Source organism: Flavobacterium sp. 2755, assembly GCF_031455715.1.
In the GTDB taxonomy this organism is placed as follows: domain Bacteria; phylum Bacteroidota; class Bacteroidia; order Flavobacteriales; family Flavobacteriaceae; genus Flavobacterium.
Map to the genome: position 1 here is coordinate 560,101 of NZ_JAVDTG010000001.1, position 15,401 is coordinate 575,501.

Annotated in this window: 14 protein-coding genes and 2 pseudogenes; 10 read left to right on the plus strand and 6 right to left on the minus strand. The window is 34.2% G+C overall.

Annotated elements, in window-relative coordinates; genetic code table 11:
• Positions 1 to 609: 609 nt before the first annotated feature.
• The 5 genes from gndA to J2Y38_RS02330 all read left to right on the plus strand — a co-directional run bounded on the left by gndA (position 610) and on the right by J2Y38_RS02330 (position 6,290).
• Positions 610 to 2,019 (plus strand): NADP-dependent phosphogluconate dehydrogenase, encoded by a 1,410-nt coding sequence (gndA, locus tag J2Y38_RS02310; protein ID WP_309839204.1) that lies wholly within the window; start codon positions 610 to 612, stop codon positions 2,017 to 2,019.
• Between the two features lie 28 nt (positions 2,020 to 2,047).
• Positions 2,048 to 3,577: a glucose-6-phosphate dehydrogenase gene (gene zwf, locus J2Y38_RS02315; protein WP_309839206.1), complete on the plus strand. Its 1,530-nt coding sequence runs from the start codon at positions 2,048 to 2,050 to the stop codon at positions 3,575 to 3,577.
• Entirely contained in the window at positions 3,561 to 4,277 is a 717-nt protein-coding gene (pgl, locus tag J2Y38_RS02320; RefSeq protein WP_309839208.1) for a 6-phosphogluconolactonase, read from the plus strand. The genes zwf and pgl overlap by 17 nt, the downstream gene beginning before the upstream one ends.
• Positions 4,278 to 4,470: 193 nt before the next feature.
• The gene (locus J2Y38_RS02325) at positions 4,471 to 5,286 is read left to right on the plus strand and encodes an SDR family oxidoreductase (RefSeq protein ID WP_309839210.1); all 816 of its coding nucleotides are present in this window, start codon (positions 4,471 to 4,473) and stop codon (positions 5,284 to 5,286) included.
• A gap of 92 nt (positions 5,287 to 5,378) precedes the next feature.
• Positions 5,379 to 6,290: a helix-turn-helix transcriptional regulator gene (locus J2Y38_RS02330; RefSeq protein ID WP_309839213.1), complete on the plus strand. Its 912-nt coding sequence runs from the start codon at positions 5,379 to 5,381 to the stop codon at positions 6,288 to 6,290.
• 66 nt (positions 6,291 to 6,356) lie between these two features.
• On the opposite strand, the pseudogene J2Y38_RS24575 reads toward J2Y38_RS02330, so the two are convergent.
• From J2Y38_RS24575 to J2Y38_RS02355, 6 genes and pseudogenes are all read right to left on the minus strand, one after another.
• Positions 6,357 to 6,452 (minus strand): annotated as a pseudogene (locus tag J2Y38_RS24575) (T9SS type A sorting domain-containing protein); the annotation flags it as partial.
• Between the two features lie 117 nt (positions 6,453 to 6,569).
• Positions 6,570 to 6,965, minus strand: coding sequence for a hypothetical protein (locus J2Y38_RS02335; protein ID WP_309839215.1), 396 nt, complete (start codon positions 6,963 to 6,965; stop codon positions 6,570 to 6,572).
• On the minus strand, positions 6,902 to 7,369 hold the full coding sequence (locus J2Y38_RS02340; RefSeq protein ID WP_309839217.1) for a hypothetical protein: 468 nt from the start codon (positions 7,367 to 7,369) through the stop codon (positions 6,902 to 6,904). Before J2Y38_RS02340 ends, J2Y38_RS02335 begins: the two co-directional genes overlap by 64 nt.
• 123 nt (positions 7,370 to 7,492) lie before the next feature.
• Positions 7,493 to 7,948: pseudogene (locus tag J2Y38_RS02345) on the minus strand (transposase); the annotation flags it as partial.
• Positions 7,949 to 8,061: 113 nt separating this feature from the next.
• On the minus strand, positions 8,062 to 8,439 hold the full coding sequence (locus tag J2Y38_RS02350; protein ID WP_053474230.1) for a hypothetical protein: 378 nt from the start codon (positions 8,437 to 8,439) through the stop codon (positions 8,062 to 8,064).
• Between the two features lie 197 nt (positions 8,440 to 8,636).
• Entirely contained in the window at positions 8,637 to 10,502 is a 1,866-nt protein-coding gene (locus J2Y38_RS02355; RefSeq protein ID WP_309839220.1) for a TonB-dependent receptor domain-containing protein, read from the minus strand.
• Between the two features lie 67 nt (positions 10,503 to 10,569).
• Here J2Y38_RS02355 and J2Y38_RS02360 point away from each other — a divergent pair, with 67 nt between their 5' ends.
• The 5 genes from J2Y38_RS02360 (at position 10,570) to J2Y38_RS02380 (ending at position 15,397) form a co-directional block, all read left to right on the plus strand.
• The gene (locus J2Y38_RS02360; RefSeq protein WP_309839221.1) at positions 10,570 to 12,066 is read left to right on the plus strand and encodes a PLP-dependent aminotransferase family protein; all 1,497 of its coding nucleotides are present in this window, start codon (positions 10,570 to 10,572) and stop codon (positions 12,064 to 12,066) included.
• Between the two features lie 62 nt (positions 12,067 to 12,128).
• A complete protein-coding gene (locus J2Y38_RS02365) occupies positions 12,129 to 12,962 on the plus strand; it encodes an SDR family NAD(P)-dependent oxidoreductase (protein WP_309839223.1) in 834 nt (277 codons plus the stop codon).
• Positions 12,963 to 12,979: 17 nt separating this feature from the next.
• Positions 12,980 to 13,894, plus strand: coding sequence for a helix-turn-helix transcriptional regulator (locus J2Y38_RS02370; RefSeq protein WP_309839224.1), 915 nt, complete (start codon positions 12,980 to 12,982; stop codon positions 13,892 to 13,894).
• Between the two features lie 80 nt (positions 13,895 to 13,974).
• The gene (locus tag J2Y38_RS02375; protein ID WP_309839225.1) at positions 13,975 to 14,556 is read left to right on the plus strand and encodes a TetR/AcrR family transcriptional regulator; all 582 of its coding nucleotides are present in this window, start codon (positions 13,975 to 13,977) and stop codon (positions 14,554 to 14,556) included.
• A gap of 49 nt (positions 14,557 to 14,605) precedes the next feature.
• Positions 14,606 to 15,397 (plus strand): SDR family oxidoreductase, encoded by a 792-nt coding sequence (locus J2Y38_RS02380; RefSeq protein ID WP_309839226.1) that lies wholly within the window; start codon positions 14,606 to 14,608, stop codon positions 15,395 to 15,397.
• Positions 15,398 to 15,401 lie beyond the last annotated feature (4 nt).

The window sequence follows — 15,401 nt, forward strand, 5'->3', positions numbered from 1 at the left end:
CATTTTTACGACATTTCATAAAGTCGCTAATATAAAATTATTTTATTGGGAGAGAAACAGTTTTATTAGTCATGTCTATAATAAATTATATTGATCAAATCTAACTACAACACTATATTATGCTGTGTCTCAACCAAAACAGGAAAATCCACCTCCCCTAATATTTGCCTCAAATCAATTTCGTTCATTTTATCAAACCTCTTTTAGTAAACCAAACGATAGCAAAAAACAAAATAAATGCATGATCATTACTCGCTTTCCTTGTATTTTGTTTTCTTTTCATTTAAAGGCTATTCAAAAATTGATTACGTGTAAATCAAGTTTTGAGTGCTATAAATGCACTTAAATATTTATTGCATCGAAAAAGTCTCAAACTCAAAATAAGTTTAATTTCCACACTTAAAAAAGTATCACAATATACCCTAAAAGTGAACTATTTTACTCCTTATGTTTCAGCATTTTTCTCTAACTTAGCGGTCTACATTTTAAAATGTAAGGTTAAAATAAACTTTGTTTTTCTGCAAAACATTGATTGAAAAAGAATTACCATACTTTCTCTTACTTTTTGCTGCAAAAACATTCTTCTAATAATTTAGTTAATTAAAAACTATGAGCAAATTTGATTTTGGAATTGTAGGACTCGGCGTAATGGGTCGTAACCTACTTTTAAATATTGCAAGCCATAAATTCGCGGCTGCAGGTTTAGACTTAGACACTGAAAAAGTCAACTCACTTCAACAAGAAGCCGATTCTGATCATACAATTGAAGCAACTACAGATGTGAAGCATTTTGTAGAGCTTATTCAACAGCCAAGAGCGATTATGCTATTGGTTCCTGCCGGAAAACCAGTTGACAGCGCAATCGCAAGTTTATTACCGCATTTAGATAAAGGAGATATTATTATCGATGGCGGAAATACTTTTTTTACGGATACGGACAGAAGATTTTTAGAATTATCTGAAAAAGGAATCCACTTCTTCGGAATGGGAATTTCTGGCGGAGAAAAAGGGGCTCGTTTCGGTCCTGCAATGATGCCGGGCGGTGACCAAAAAGCATACGAAAGACTTCGCCCTATTTTTGAAGCTATTGCAGCAAAAGTAGACGGTGAACCTTGTGTGGAATATCTAGGAAACGGTTCTGCGGGTAACTATGTAAAAATGGTGCATAACGGAATTGAATACGGAATTATGCAGTTGATCTCTGAGATTTATGACCTGATGAAAAGAGGTTATAATCTGGATGATGAAACGATTCAGAAAACTTTTGAAGAGTGGAACCAAACCGATGATCTTAGATCGTATTTGATCGAAATTACCGGAAAGATTTTAAAACAAAAAGATGAAGACGGAAGTCTTTTAATCAATAAAATTTCAGATTGGGCGAAATCTAAAGGAACAGGAAAATGGACTTCGCAAAACGCAATGGATTTACAAGTTCCGGTTCCAACTATCGACGCTGCGGTTAACATGCGCGATATGTCTAAAACCAAACCTGAAAGAATTGAAGCTGCTAAAAAATTAGTTTGGAACGCTGCTGAAAGTAATGTAAATACAAGCGAGGCAATTGCTGCATTAAAATCGGCATTATACCTTTCTATTGTTGTGACTTATGCGCAAGGATTGGCTCAGCTTCATACCGCTTCTAAAGAATATAATTACGGATTAAACTTAGAAACTGTTGCCAAAATATGGCGCGGCGGCTGTATTATTCGTGCTACTATTTTAGAAGATTTCAGAAAAGCATTTGTGACAAAATCAGATTTACCAAATATACTTTTGGATGCAGGAATTGCTTCTAAATTATCAGAAAACCAAGCAGGAATGAGAACTGCTGTCCAGTTTGCTGTTCAAAAAGGAATACCTGTAGCAGGATTAATGAATTCATTAGCTTATTTTGATGCTTACAGATCTGCAAATCTGCCAACAAATTTAATTCAGGCGCAGCGTGATTTCTTCGGGGCGCATACTTACGAACGTATCGACAAAGAAGGAGTTTTCCATACACAATGGTCTGAATAAGCAACTTAAAGCAACACAACTACACACAATGACTAAAAATAAACTTAAAAATCCAACAATCATCGTGATTTTTGGAGGAACCGGAGATTTAGCAAAGAGAAAGCTCTTTCCCGCTTTTCAAAATCTGTATCTTGACGGACGTATGTCTGAAAAGTTTCAGATTATTGCTCTTGGTAGAGCAGAAAAAACCAATGAAGATTTTCGCAGTTATGTATTAGAAAACCTAAATACTTTTTCAAGAAGAAAAGGAATTTCTGATCCTGAAACTGAAAAATTTCTTTCGCACATTACGTATCACAGTCTTGATATTGACAAAGAAGAATCTTATATCGGATTAAACGAAAAAATCAACAATTTTGATCTGGCTTTTGGCGAACGTGCCAATCGTCTTTTCTATCTTTCGATTACGCCTTCTTTCATTTCAACAATTTCAAGTAATATCAAAAAGATTGGACTTGCGGCAAATCCGAAACAAGATCGTATTATTATCGAAAAACCATTTGGTTACGATAAAGCTTCTGCGATTGAGTTGAACGAAATGCTTTCTGAGACTTTTAAAGAAGAACAGATTTACAGAATTGATCATTATTTAGGAAAAGAAACTGTTCAGAATATTTTGGCTTTCCGTTTTGGAAATTCAATGTTCGAACCTTTATGGAGCCGTAATTTTATTGATTTTGTCCAAATTACCGTTGCAGAAGAAGTAGGCGTTGAAGAACGAGGCGGATTCTACGAAGGTGTTGGTGCATTGAAAGATATGATTCAAAACCATTTGCTTCAAATTTTATGTATGACGGCTATGGAAGCACCTGCTTCACTAAATGCCGATGATATTCGTAATCGTAAAGCCGATGTTTTAAAATCAATTCGCCGAATCAAACCAGAAGAAGTCGATCATTATATTGTAAGAGGCCAATATGGTGCAGGTGAAATAAAAGGAGTTCCGGTTCCGGGTTATCGTGAGGATAAAGGAATTGCACCAGATTCTAATACAGAAACTTATGTGGCAATGAAAATTTATCTGGACAACTGGAGATGGCAGGGAATTCCGTTTTATCTGCGTTCTGGAAAAAGAATGGAAGAAAAACAATCTTCTATTATTATCCAGTTCAAACCAGTGCCGCACTCTGCCTTTTCTTATGGAAAAGAAGGAATGACACCAAACCGATTGATTATCAATATTCAGCCTGCAATGGATATTAAACTACAGTTTATGACCAAAAAACCAGGGCTTTCGCTTTCGTTACGACCAGCAGAAATGGTATTTGATTATTTCTCTTGTTCTACAATGTCACCGGAAGCTTATGAAACATTAATTGCTGATGCATTGTTAGGAGATCCTACCCTATTTATGCGTTGGGATCAGGTAGAAGAAGCTTGGGACGCAATTGATACGATTCAACAAGAATGGAAAACTATTGCACCAACCAATTTCCCTAATTACAAAGCAGGAAGCTGGGGTCCTGAAGAAGCTGACGAATTGTTAGCCCGCCAAGGACACAAATGGATTCCGAATACACAAACAAAAGAAGAAGTTTTAAATGATACAGATTTATAATACGACAGAAGAAATTAATACGAAAGCAGCAGACCTTTTTGTGGAATCAGCTCAGAAAGCTATTGCTGAAAAAGGCAAATTTACAGCTGTTCTTACCGGAGGTTCTTCTCCTGCAGGAATTTACAAGTTATTAGCTTCTGATGCATACAAAACAAAAATTGACTGGAGTAAAGTTTTTATTTTTTGGGGAGACGAACGCTGGGTTCCACTAAATGATGATTTGAGTAATGCAAAAATGTCTTATTCTACATTATTAAGCCACGTCCCTATTCCGACAGAAAACATTTTTGAAATGTACAAAGACGGTGTTACGCCAGAAGATTTTGCGGTTACTTATGAGCAGTCTGTTAGAACTGTTTTAGGTAATGAAGGAAAGTTTGACCTTATCTTATTAGGAATGGGAGACGACGGGCATACGGCTTCTCTTTTTCCAGGTGAAGCGGTATTAAACGAACAAACAAAATGGGTTGATGCTTATTATTTAGCTCCCCAAAAAATGTATCGTATTACGCTTACTGCGCCGTTAATCAATAAAGCGGAAAAGATCGTAGTAGTAGCTTTTGGAGAGAAAAAAATCAATGCTTTAAAAGAAGTTACAACTGGAGAGTATAATCCAACACTTTACCCAATGCAATTGATTAAACCAGTTTCTGGAGAATTATTGTTTCTTGTAGATAAAATTGCTGCGGGAACGAATTAGGAAATTTGTTTTATAACATATTAAAAAGCCTGTAAACATTACGTTTGTAGGCTTTTTTTATTCCATCATCTTTAAAATCATTAAAACAATATTTCCAAAATCCGTAAAAAGAATACAAATTGCCCGAATTAGTATTATTTGTAACCATACTTCTGTTTAGACCTTTACACCATTAATTTAATAGCTAAAAAAAATGGACAAAACAATTTTAATTACAGGAGCAAGCAGCGGAATTGGAAAAGAAACTGCAAAATTATTTCAGGCAAAAGGATGGAATGTTATCGCTACAATGCGTAATCCTGAAAACGAAACAGAATTAAAAGCATTACAGAATGTTTTTGTTACTAACCTTGATGTATTGGACTTAGAATCTATCGAAAATGCGGTAAAAGCCGGAATCTCTAAATTCGGAAAGATTGATGTAGTATTAAACAATGCCGGATATGGTGCTTATGGTACTTTAGAATCTTTTTCAAGAGAAAAAATTGTACGCCAGTTTGATACTAATGTCATTGGACTTCTTGATGTTACTAAAGCATTATTGCCTCACTTTCGCCAGAATAAAAATGGAATTATTATCAATATTTCTTCAATTGGAGGTAAAATGACTTTCCCGCTTGGAGCTTTATATCACGGAACCAAATTTGCTGTTGAAGGCATTTCTGAATCGTTAAGTTTTGAAGTGGAACAATTTGGCGGGAAAGTTAAAATTATAGAACCGGGCGCAATTGCAACTGATTTTGCCGGACGTTCGTTTGATTTTAGCAACGATGAAACTTTTACCGAATATCAAAGTATGGTTGGAAAAGTAATGGAAGCTTTACCTGCTTTATTTGATACTGCTTCGCCTGCAAGTTTGGTTGCTGAAGTAATTTATGAAGCAGCAACAGACGGTACAAATAAATTGAGATATCACGTGGGAGAAGATGCGAAAACAATTATTGAAAACCGTAAGCAATTAGACGATGAAACTTTTATAGGCGGAATGAAAGCGCAATTCGGACTATAATTTTTAAACTGATAAACCTATGAGAATCATTACAATGTCGTGATTCTCATAGGTCTTTTAAAAATTGGTATCTTTACAATAATCATTCTATTATGAGCGCATTTATACATTTACAAACGATTTCAGATTTGTTCCGTTTTTTTCATCTGGAAACTCCTATTCTGCATCCTCTTATTGCCGTGGTAGATTTTAGTCAGGTAAAAGAGCAGATTACCGAAGACACTAAAATTTCGCCTGATTTCTACGGATTGATATTCAAAAACTACAATAGAAATAATATCAAATACGGACGAAAAATCATTGATTTTCAAGATGGAAGTTTGATTTGTGTGGCTCCAAATCAAGTTCTCGAAATGGACGAGGATATTCAGGTTTCACCAACTATGATGGGCTGGGGATTATTTTTTCATCCAGACCTCATCAGGGCAACTTCTTTAAATAATAAATTAAAGGATTATAGTTTTTTTTCATACGATATGTCAGAAGCGCTTCATATGTCAGAGAAAGAAAAGCAGATTTTATACGATTGTGTACTTAAGATTGAAGGAGAATTAAAAGAAAACATCGATATACACAGTCAGGACATAATTGTTTCTACAATTGAATTACTTTTGAATTATTGTTCCCGTTTTTACGGAAGACAGTTTATCACCAGAAAAAGTTCTAATAATTCTGTAGTTACTGAAATTGAAAAAATACTAACTGGATATTTTAATGCAAAAAACAGTACCGAAAAAGGGCTCCCAACTGTAAAATTTCTGGCAGAACAAGTACATCTTTCGCCAAGTTATTTAAGCGATCTGCTTAAAAAAGAAACGGGCAAAAATGCTCAGGATCACATTCATTTCTATTTAATTGAAGAAGCCAAAAACGTTTTATTAAACAGTGATAAATCAGTCAGCGAAATTGCGTATTCATTAGGATTTGAATATCCGCAGTATTTCAATAAACTCTTCAAACAAAAAACCGGAAAAACACCAATAGAATTTAGAAACATGAATTAAAGAAGAAAATAAAATAAAACCTTTATCAATTTGATAAAGGGATTGCCTTTTTAAAGTATATAAAAATTAATTCTTAATGAATTTCTGTACGTAACTAGCTTTGTCAGTTACGATATTTATAATGTATAATCCTTTTACAAAAGAACTTACATTAATTTGTTTATCATTAACCTCAGCATTATCCTACACCATTTTTTCGGATTCTATCTTTGCGCCAGATTTTGGTGTAAAATAAGTTTATAAAAAAATAAACTGGTTTTTTCGGCAGGTAAACTAAATTTAATCAGCACCGCCGTCAACGCTGTCAAAAGTTTCTCTTTCTTTAGGTTTTATGCTGTATTTTACGGAAACCATTGGGCCGTAATACACATCAAATTGATTTCCGTTGGCACGCAGCTGCATCTGACCAATAATGCCTGCCAGAAAATGGATATTGGGTGTTATACCGGCAGTGTAATAAACTGATAATCTGAATAGATCGAAATGCTCTTCGGCATAATCTTTTGAAGCAAACTTTAGCATCAATTCTGTATAATAGCCAATGTTTGGTGCCAAAAATAAAGGCTTTTCTTTGGTTTGACGCAGAAAGTGATTCACACCAAATCTTGCTCTTAAACGCGGAATTGTCTGTGGAACTCCGTTTCTGTCATCAAAAAATTTGGTTTCAAAACGCACTGTTCAAAAATGGAACCTTTTGGCATATCTTGAGAAAAAGTTCCCATTACAATAAGCCTGTTTTCTAAGGTTTCATAATTTCCTGCTTCTTCAACAGCATATTTTTGATTGTGTGCATAACCCAGCCACAATTTTATATTTTTAAATCCGGAATAGATAAGCCACGGCCTAAATACAACACGCTGCGTATAAGCAAAAGGATTTCCATTTGTATAAGCACCTTGTGTAACCAATTGAAAATCTGCCTGCCCGCTCAAATGCCATTTTTCATAAATCGGGAAAGCAATATCTCCTTCTTCAATTGATGCAGGAATAAAACCAATGGAATACGGAGCTTCCTGCGCTTTTACAATTTGTAGAACAGCACAAAATAATAGAAGAAAACCTTTTTTAATCATACTCATAAATCTTAGTTTACTTATTTAAAAGAGAGTGAGTATAACAAAGATAAAGAGGCTGTGCGTTATGCTTAAAGGATTTAAGGTTGCAGATTATAATATGAAACCAATTTTTTCAGAAGGTTTTTATTTCTTTTTTGAAAAAGTGAGTTTTTCAATTTCTCTCAAAAACTCAGAATCAAATTCTGAATACGCACGTAAAGTATATTTTTCGTCCCGTTCGTGCATAACCAAACGAATTTTTTGAACCATTAACCAAATTGGTTCATAGCGTTTATGCCCTAATAAATATTGCAATTGTAAAATGGAGAATTTCTTTTTAGAAAGTGTCATTAATTCAATGCAGATCATCCAGTATCTAAAGGGTAAATTGGAGTTTTCCATCACGGTTCCGGATCGAAGACTTATTCTGTTTTTACATTTTTTACATTGAAATTTTAAATCGACTGTTCTAAAAGAATGAGAATTGTGCCCGCATTTTTTACAAACCAGACCATTTTCCAGTCGTTTGTTTTTAAATTCCTCAATGCAGGTTTCTTCATCATTGTATTTTTCAAAATATTGCCGTAATTCCATTATAAAAATCTCTTTTCAAAAACTAAATATAAAATAAATCTTTGCTTACAAAAAACGATTTTTAATAAAAAAGAGGAAATTCAAATTAGAAAATCCTCTTTTAAAATTATAAAAAAATGCAGTTACAGTTTGTGGGCTATTTCTTTTTTATACTTGTTCAAAATAGATTTTGTCATACCCAAATTTGCTTTGGTCGAATCTACGGCTAAATAAATAAAATACTCTCCGTTATCAGAAACGTCAATAATATGAATTTGAGAAGTAAGCGTAATCATAACGTTATCAACAACCTGACCTTGTAATTTTAAAGCTCTTATAGCATTCATTTCTGCTTTTACGACTTCAAGATTATAGGCAGATGCCAGTTCCGGATCAAAATCGCTAAAAGCTGATTGTGAATAATAAGACATTCCGCTTTTGATTTCTGCTACAGAAACTGCGATAAAACCAGGTACGTTCTTTTTAAGATCTTCTCCAAATTGTTTTAAAAAATCAGACATATGTTTTGGGTTTAATAGGATTCTAAAATGTTATTTCTTGTGGTACTTGACACAAATTTATAGATCTGATTTTATTTAATTATCCGCAATACATACCTTTTTTATTTTTTTTCTTACTTTTTCCCAAAAGAAAAATGACACAAAAAAAGGGGAAAGATATCGAATACCTTTCCCCTTTTTATAACTAACCTTTGTATTTAAAAAGTAACAAATTTTGCACCTAAACTGAACCATCTTGCCGGCAAAGGAAATGCTCCAACTTCATAATAAGTAGTATTGAAAATGTTTTGTGCATCAATAAAAATGGTAAACTTTTTTATAGACTGACTAACTCTTACGTCGTTAATCCAGTAAGAAGCTCCGGTAACTCTTTCGTTGAATCGAGTAGCCAATAAAACGGAGAAATCTTTATGCTGAAAATCTATCGTATTGGCTACCTGATGTTTTAAAGACGAAATCAAATATTTAGAATACGGTTCGTCGCGGGTATCTTTAAATTTAGAATCTAAGTAAGAATAGCCTAAAGTGAAATTTAATTTTGAAGCATCAGAAATATCAAATCTGTACGATCCGCGCATGTTGATTCCGTTTGTAATTAAATCACCGTAGTTTTGACTTTGCCACGGCACCGTTGTTACCATTCTTGTCCAGTCAATGTAATTGCTTATTTCTCTGTAAAAATAATTAGCGTTTAAGCTTAAAGATTTTCTGTTGAATTTAAAACCAAATTCACTCTGAAAAGCGTTTTCAGATTCCAAATCAGGATTTCCAATATTTCCCGGACGCTGATTCAAGTACAAGTCTGTAAACGAAGGAATCCTTTGACTAGTCCCCACATTAGCAATAACCTTAAACTCGTCTGTCAACTCGTAACTTGCATCAAGCCCTGGATAAATCTGCCATTTATAATCTGAATTATAATTTAAATAAGTTCCTAAATTCACGTTTAGTTTCTCAAACAAATACGTTTTGTATTCTGCATAAATGCCTACATTTTCACGATCGTGATCCCCAATATTTGAAGAATGAATATCTTCGTTTCTGAATTCGGCACCAAAACCAATTTCACCTTTTTCAGTTTTGATAGAAGAGTTTAATTCTGCTGCAATAGAATTGGTATAATGCTGGCTTCTTCCTGCATTTAGGTTATTATTCCCTAAATATCGATAATCGTCATAATTGTATCTGTATGTAACTCTTGGCATTATTTTCCAATTGTCTGTAATCGAATGTTTCGACTGAATATTAGCAAAAGTAGTCTGCACCACTTCCGTAGAATTTTTATCGCCCGGCGCAGCATAAAATCCGTTTGCTCCAAAACCGTTGTTTACATAACCAAACGAGCCTAAAATTTCGTTTGAATCATTAACTTGAACATTTCCCTGATACAAGATTTTATTGTTTTCAAAACCTGTATTATAGCGGTATCCGTTGCTTTTATCGTGTGATGCAAAAATAGAGTGCTGGTGTTTTTCTTTTCCTAAAATAGCTCCAACCTGAACTCCGGTTCCAAAAAATGTATCTCCCGTATCGTCAGAATCTTTCTCAAAATTAGAACCTGCATAGGTGCTTAGTAAAACTCCTGATTTTGTTGGCTTTTTAGTAATGATATTAATCGCTCCTGTTAAACTGTTGATTCCGAAGATTCTCGCAGCCGGACCACGCAAAATTTCGATTCTTTCAATTGCTTCGACCGGAAGCGGCAGATTAAGCATATTGTGAGCCGTTTGAGAGTCAATTATTTTCGCACCATTTAACAAAACAACAGTCTGCTCAAAACTTCCTCCGTCTACACTTATATCGGCCTGTCCTCCAAAAGGTCCTCTTTGTCTAATATCAACTCCGTTTGCATATTGCAAAACTTCCTGAAGTGTTCTTCCCGGTAATTTTTTAATCGTTTCGTTACTAATAACATAAACGTTTCTGTTATGTTTTGAAATTGGCGTGCTTAATCGGTTTTCATGAATAATTACTTCATCAATTTCTATAATCGAATCCTTTTTTGTCTGGGCATAAAAGTTGGTACATATTAATGCTGTAACAGCAAAATAGATTTTTTTCATTCTGGGTTTAATTTTTTTGCAAAAGTAGTACCTTGCCGTACTAATCAAGTATACCAGTTTTGTAATTATGAGTGGTCCGGTTCAAATTCCTTTTAAAAGCTTTATTCGGCTTAAGCCAGAAGAAAGCACGGCAATTTACCTGCAAATCGTTTTTGAATTTATAAAAGCGATCCAAACGGGATTTCTTCCAGAGGGAACAAAACTTCCGGGAACACGCATTTTATGTAAACTTTTAGCCGTAAACAGAAACACTTTAATAAAGGCTTTTCAGGATTTAGAATCGCAGGGCTGGATTGAAACGCTTCCTAATAAAGGAACTTTTATCCTTTCTCAGCACAAAGAAAAAAGTAACACCGAATTTATAGTTCCAAAGGAAAATAAAACGCAGGAAATCAATATTGGTTTTGAATTCAAACGTTCGACCATTCTTGAAAACCCTACCGAAACCAGCAATCTGCCGTATCAATTTAATGACGGAATGCCGGATTTAAGATTGGTTCAAAATGATATTTTGGCGAGACTTTATGTTTCAAAATTAAAAAGACAGAAAACATCCAAAACATACGAACAAATTCAAATTAGATCGCATTTGAATTTTAAAACGCATTTCTCTAATTACCTGAATCTTACGCGTGGTTTGCGAATTTCTACGGCAGATTTATTGACGACAAGCAGTCACGAAATTAGCTTGTATCTGGTTACAAAAGTGCTTATCTCGCCGGGCGATAAAGTGGTTGTGGCTTCTCCAGGATATTATATTTCAAACATGACTTTGACGAATACCGGAGCACAGATTATTACGATTCCCGTTGATCTGGACGGAATTGATACGAATCGTTTAAAAGAAATTTGCGAAGAAACCAAAATCAGGGTTTTATATCTGACTTCCAATTATAATTATCCAACGACAATTTCTTTAAGTGCCAAAAGAAGAAAGGAATTATTGGAACTTGCCAATCAATACGGATTTGTTATTATGGAAGACGATTACGATTTTGATTTTCATTACGATAATAATCCTATTTTGCCTTTAGCAGCTTTTGATTCCAATCAAAAAGTGGTTTATATTGGTTCATTTGGAAGATCGCTTCCGTCTGGATTTAGTTATGGTTTTGTGGCCGCTCCGCCCGAATTTATTTCTGAATTAGAAAAACACCAAAATATTCTGGAACCCGGAATTGACGTTTTAAAAGAACAGGTTTTAACCGAATGGATTAACGAAGGCGAAGTGCATCGTCTTTCGAAGAAAAATAAAAAAATCTACAAAGAACGTCGGGATTATTTTATTTCCTTATTAAATGAAAAGCTGAAAGGCAAAATTAAATTTAAAGTCCCTGCGCGGGGTTTGGCGGTTTGGATTGAATGGCTTGATAAATTCAATTTGATTACGCTTCAAAAAGAATGTGCTAAAAATGATTTGTTTCTGCCTAAAACTATTTTATACCAAACAAAAGATGTAACCGCCACAAGATTAGGTTTTGGACATTTAGAAAAAGAAGAAATGGAAAAAGCGGTTTCTATTTTATGCCTGTCAATTGAAGCGATTGGAACACAAAAGTCCTGAATTTGAACACTTTTTAAAGTTATTCTTTTTTGAATTTTGCTTTATAATTAAACACAAAAATTATGAGCAGTCAAAAAGTATGGTTTATAACCGGAGCTTCAAAAGGAATGGGACTTGAAGCTGTAAATGCAGTTTTAAAAAATGGCGATAAAGTAGCCGCAACTTCCCGAAATTTAAAAGAATTAATCGATCAAATTGGAAATCAAAACGAAAACTTTCTTCCGCTTCAGCTTGATATTACCAATGATGGAGAAGTAAAAAACGTGATTCAAACTACAATTGATACTTTCGGAAAAATTGATGTTGTCCTGAATAATGCAGGTTATTATTTAGTGGGAAGCATGGAAGAAATAAGCGACGAAGAATTCCGTAAAACGATCGATGTCAATTTATTTGGAACCGTAAATGTGATTCGAAATGTGATGCCCTTTCTGCGTCAGCAAAAATCGGGGCATATTTTGAATATTGCTTCGAATATGGGCTATATTGGTTACGCGAATACGGGAAGTTATAATGCTGCCAAATTTGCTATTATCGGACTTTCTGAAGCTTTGGCGCAAGAAACAAAACAATTCAATATAAAAGTTACTACAATTGCGCCGGGAATGTTTAGAACGAGTTTTATGAGCGACAGCACTTTGGCGCAGGCCGAAAATAAAATTGCGGTATACAATGTAGAACAGCACGTAAATATGCTGAAAAGTTTTGACGGAAACCAGCCCGGCGATCCAAAAAAACTGGCTAGAATATTAATTGATGTTACCAAATTACAAAATCCGCCCGTGCATCTTCCTTTAGGAAATGACAGTTATAATTCAATTATCGAGCATCGAAAAACCGAAGCCGAAGAAATGGAATCATGGAAACATCTTTCGTTCGCTACTAACTTCGATTAATTTGTAAATTTGTTTATATGAAAAAATCGGTGCCACATAAAATCAAAAGTATTTCAGAACTGCATCAGTTATTTGCGCTTCCTAAACCAGATCATCCTTTGGTCAGCGTGATTGATTTTGCTTTACTGAGTTATAAACACAGCGATATTTGGGAACATTTTTCGAATGATTTTTACTGCATTACTTTGAAAAAAGGAGTTAACGGGAAATTCAAATACGGCCAGCGTGATTATGATTTTGATGAAGGAATGATAACGCTCACAAAACCAGATCAGATATTTTCGGTTACGCAGACCAATGATAATCCTGTTATGGGTTTTATGTTGGTTTTTAAACCTGATTTAATTCGAAATTATCCTTTAGGAAAAACGATTAATAATTACGGATTTTTTTCTTATTCGATTGCAGAGGCATTACATCTTTCTGATAAGGAAGATGTAATTATTTCAGGGCTTTTAAAGCAAATGCAGGACGAACTGAAGAACAATATTGATCATTACAGCCAGGATTTGATTGTGGCGCATCTTGACTTGATTCTTAATTATATTAACCGATTTTACGGCAGACAGTTTATTACCCGAAAAACCGCTGCACACGATTTATTAAGCAGATTAGAGGAATTATTATTTGATTATTTTGAGAAAGAAAATCCTATTGAAAAAGGACTTCCTACGGTGCAGTATTTATCGCAGGAATTAAATATTTCTGCCAGTTATTTAACCGATTTACTTCGAAATATTACGGGTTTAAATACGCAGCAATACATTCAGAATCATATTATTGAAAAATCAAAACAACTGCTTTCGACAACGAGTTTAAGTGTAAACGAAATTGCCTTTTCATTAGGTTTCGAATATTCGCAGTCGTTTAGTAAACTCTTTAAAAAGAAAACCAATTTAACGCCGCTTCAATTCAAAAAATCTCTTAACTGATTTAAAAAAATCATTCAAAATTTTGAATCCAACTTATTTTTTATATAATTTTGTACCGATCATTACAAAATAAATCAGCGATGCGAGGAAGACCGACAATTTACGAAGATGCTAATATTATAAAGAAAGCTCAGGAAGTTTTTTGGCAAAAAGGATACAGCGCTACTTCGCTGAGCGACTTGCAAAAAGCAACCGGAGCCGGAGCCGGAAGTTTTTATAATACGTTTAAAGGCGGTAAAAAAGAGGTTTTTCAAAAAGCTATTGAAGAACGTCGGTTAGCTTTTGATGCTTTTAAAATTGAATTAAGCAAAAGTCATTCTCCTTTAGAATTAATTAAGGATTTTTTTAGAAGTATTGCTTCCGCAGATGAAAACGAGCATCTTAAAGGCTGTATTATTGCTAATACAGTTGTCGAAATGACTTTTATTGATGAAAAACTAGAAGCCAATGCCGTACAGATTTTAAAAGAAGTTGAAGAAATGTTCACTCAAACAATAAAGAATGAACAGGCAAACGGAACTTTAAAAACAAAAACGACTCCCGAAATATTGGGGAGATATTTGATCACTTTTTGGTGTGGATTGAATACGCTGCGCCGAATGTATCCCGACAAAAATGTCTTGAAAAATCAAATTGAAATGCAATTAGCTGTTCTCAGCTAATTTTTTTGACTATTTATGTATCAATCATTACAAAAATAAAATAATAAAAATGAATTTAAAATTAGAAGGAAAAAAAGCTTTTATAAGCGGTTCAACTCAGGGAATTGGTTATGCAATTGCACAGCAGTTATTAAATGAAAAAGCAGAAGTTATCATTAACGGAAGAAATGAAGAAAAAACGAATCTTGCGGTACAAAAACTAAAAGCTGAATTTCCCGAAGCAATTGTTTCGGGAATAAAAACTGATTTTAGCAATAAAGAAGAAGTGGCGAACTTATTAAGCAAATTAGACAATATCGATATCTTGATTAATAATGTCGGTGTTTTTGAATTAAAGGCTTTTGAAGATATTGAAGAGGAAGATTGGTACCGAATCTTTGATATTAATGTAATGAGTGGTGTTCTTCTTTCTCAAAAACTTTTACCGAAGATGCTGGAGAAGAATTCAGGGCGGATTATTTTTATCAGCAGTGAATCTGGAGTGAATATTCCCGGAAACATGATTCATTACGGAATGACAAAAGCGGCGATGATGGCTGTAAGTAATGGTTTGTCTAAATTAACAAAGGGAACAGAAGTTACGATAAATACGATTTTAGGCGGTCCGACATATTCTGACGGCGTTGCGGCTACCATTGAACATATTGCTTCATTACAAAATATTGAAGTCCAACAAATGAAAAATGCTATTATTCAACAGACAAATCCGAATTCTTTGTTACAGCGTTTTATTAATCCAGACGAAATTGCTTCTCTTGCGGCTTATCTTTCAAGTCCGCTTTCGATTGCAACAAACGGTTCTTGTTTACGCGCTGATGGCGGAGTTTTAAAAACTGTTTAACCCA

Coding starts and splice junctions, on each gene's coding strand:
- J2Y38_RS02375 (WP_309839225.1), top strand. CDS start 13,975: ATGCGAGGAAGACCGACAATTTACGAAGATGCTAATATTATAAAGAAA.
- J2Y38_RS02330 (WP_309839213.1), top strand. CDS start 5,379: ATGAGCGCATTTATACATTTACAAACGATTTCAGATTTGTTCCGTTTT.
- pgl (WP_309839208.1), top strand. CDS start 3,561: ATGATACAGATTTATAATACGACAGAAGAAATTAATACGAAAGCAGCA.
- J2Y38_RS02365 (WP_309839223.1), top strand. CDS start 12,129: ATGAGCAGTCAAAAAGTATGGTTTATAACCGGAGCTTCAAAAGGAATG.
- J2Y38_RS02380 (WP_309839226.1), top strand. CDS start 14,606: ATGAATTTAAAATTAGAAGGAAAAAAAGCTTTTATAAGCGGTTCAACT.
- J2Y38_RS02355 (WP_309839220.1), bottom strand. CDS start 10,502: ATGAAAAAAATCTATTTTGCTGTTACAGCATTAATATGTACCAACTTT.
- J2Y38_RS02360 (WP_309839221.1), top strand. CDS start 10,570: ATGAGTGGTCCGGTTCAAATTCCTTTTAAAAGCTTTATTCGGCTTAAG.
- gndA (WP_309839204.1), top strand. CDS start 610: ATGAGCAAATTTGATTTTGGAATTGTAGGACTCGGCGTAATGGGTCGT.
- J2Y38_RS02325 (WP_309839210.1), top strand. CDS start 4,471: ATGGACAAAACAATTTTAATTACAGGAGCAAGCAGCGGAATTGGAAAA.
- zwf (WP_309839206.1), top strand. CDS start 2,048: ATGACTAAAAATAAACTTAAAAATCCAACAATCATCGTGATTTTTGGA.
- J2Y38_RS02370 (WP_309839224.1), top strand. CDS start 12,980: ATGAAAAAATCGGTGCCACATAAAATCAAAAGTATTTCAGAACTGCAT.
- J2Y38_RS02350 (WP_053474230.1), bottom strand. CDS start 8,439: ATGTCTGATTTTTTAAAACAATTTGGAGAAGATCTTAAAAAGAACGTA.
- J2Y38_RS02340 (WP_309839217.1), bottom strand. CDS start 7,369: ATGAGTATGATTAAAAAAGGTTTTCTTCTATTATTTTGTGCTGTTCTA.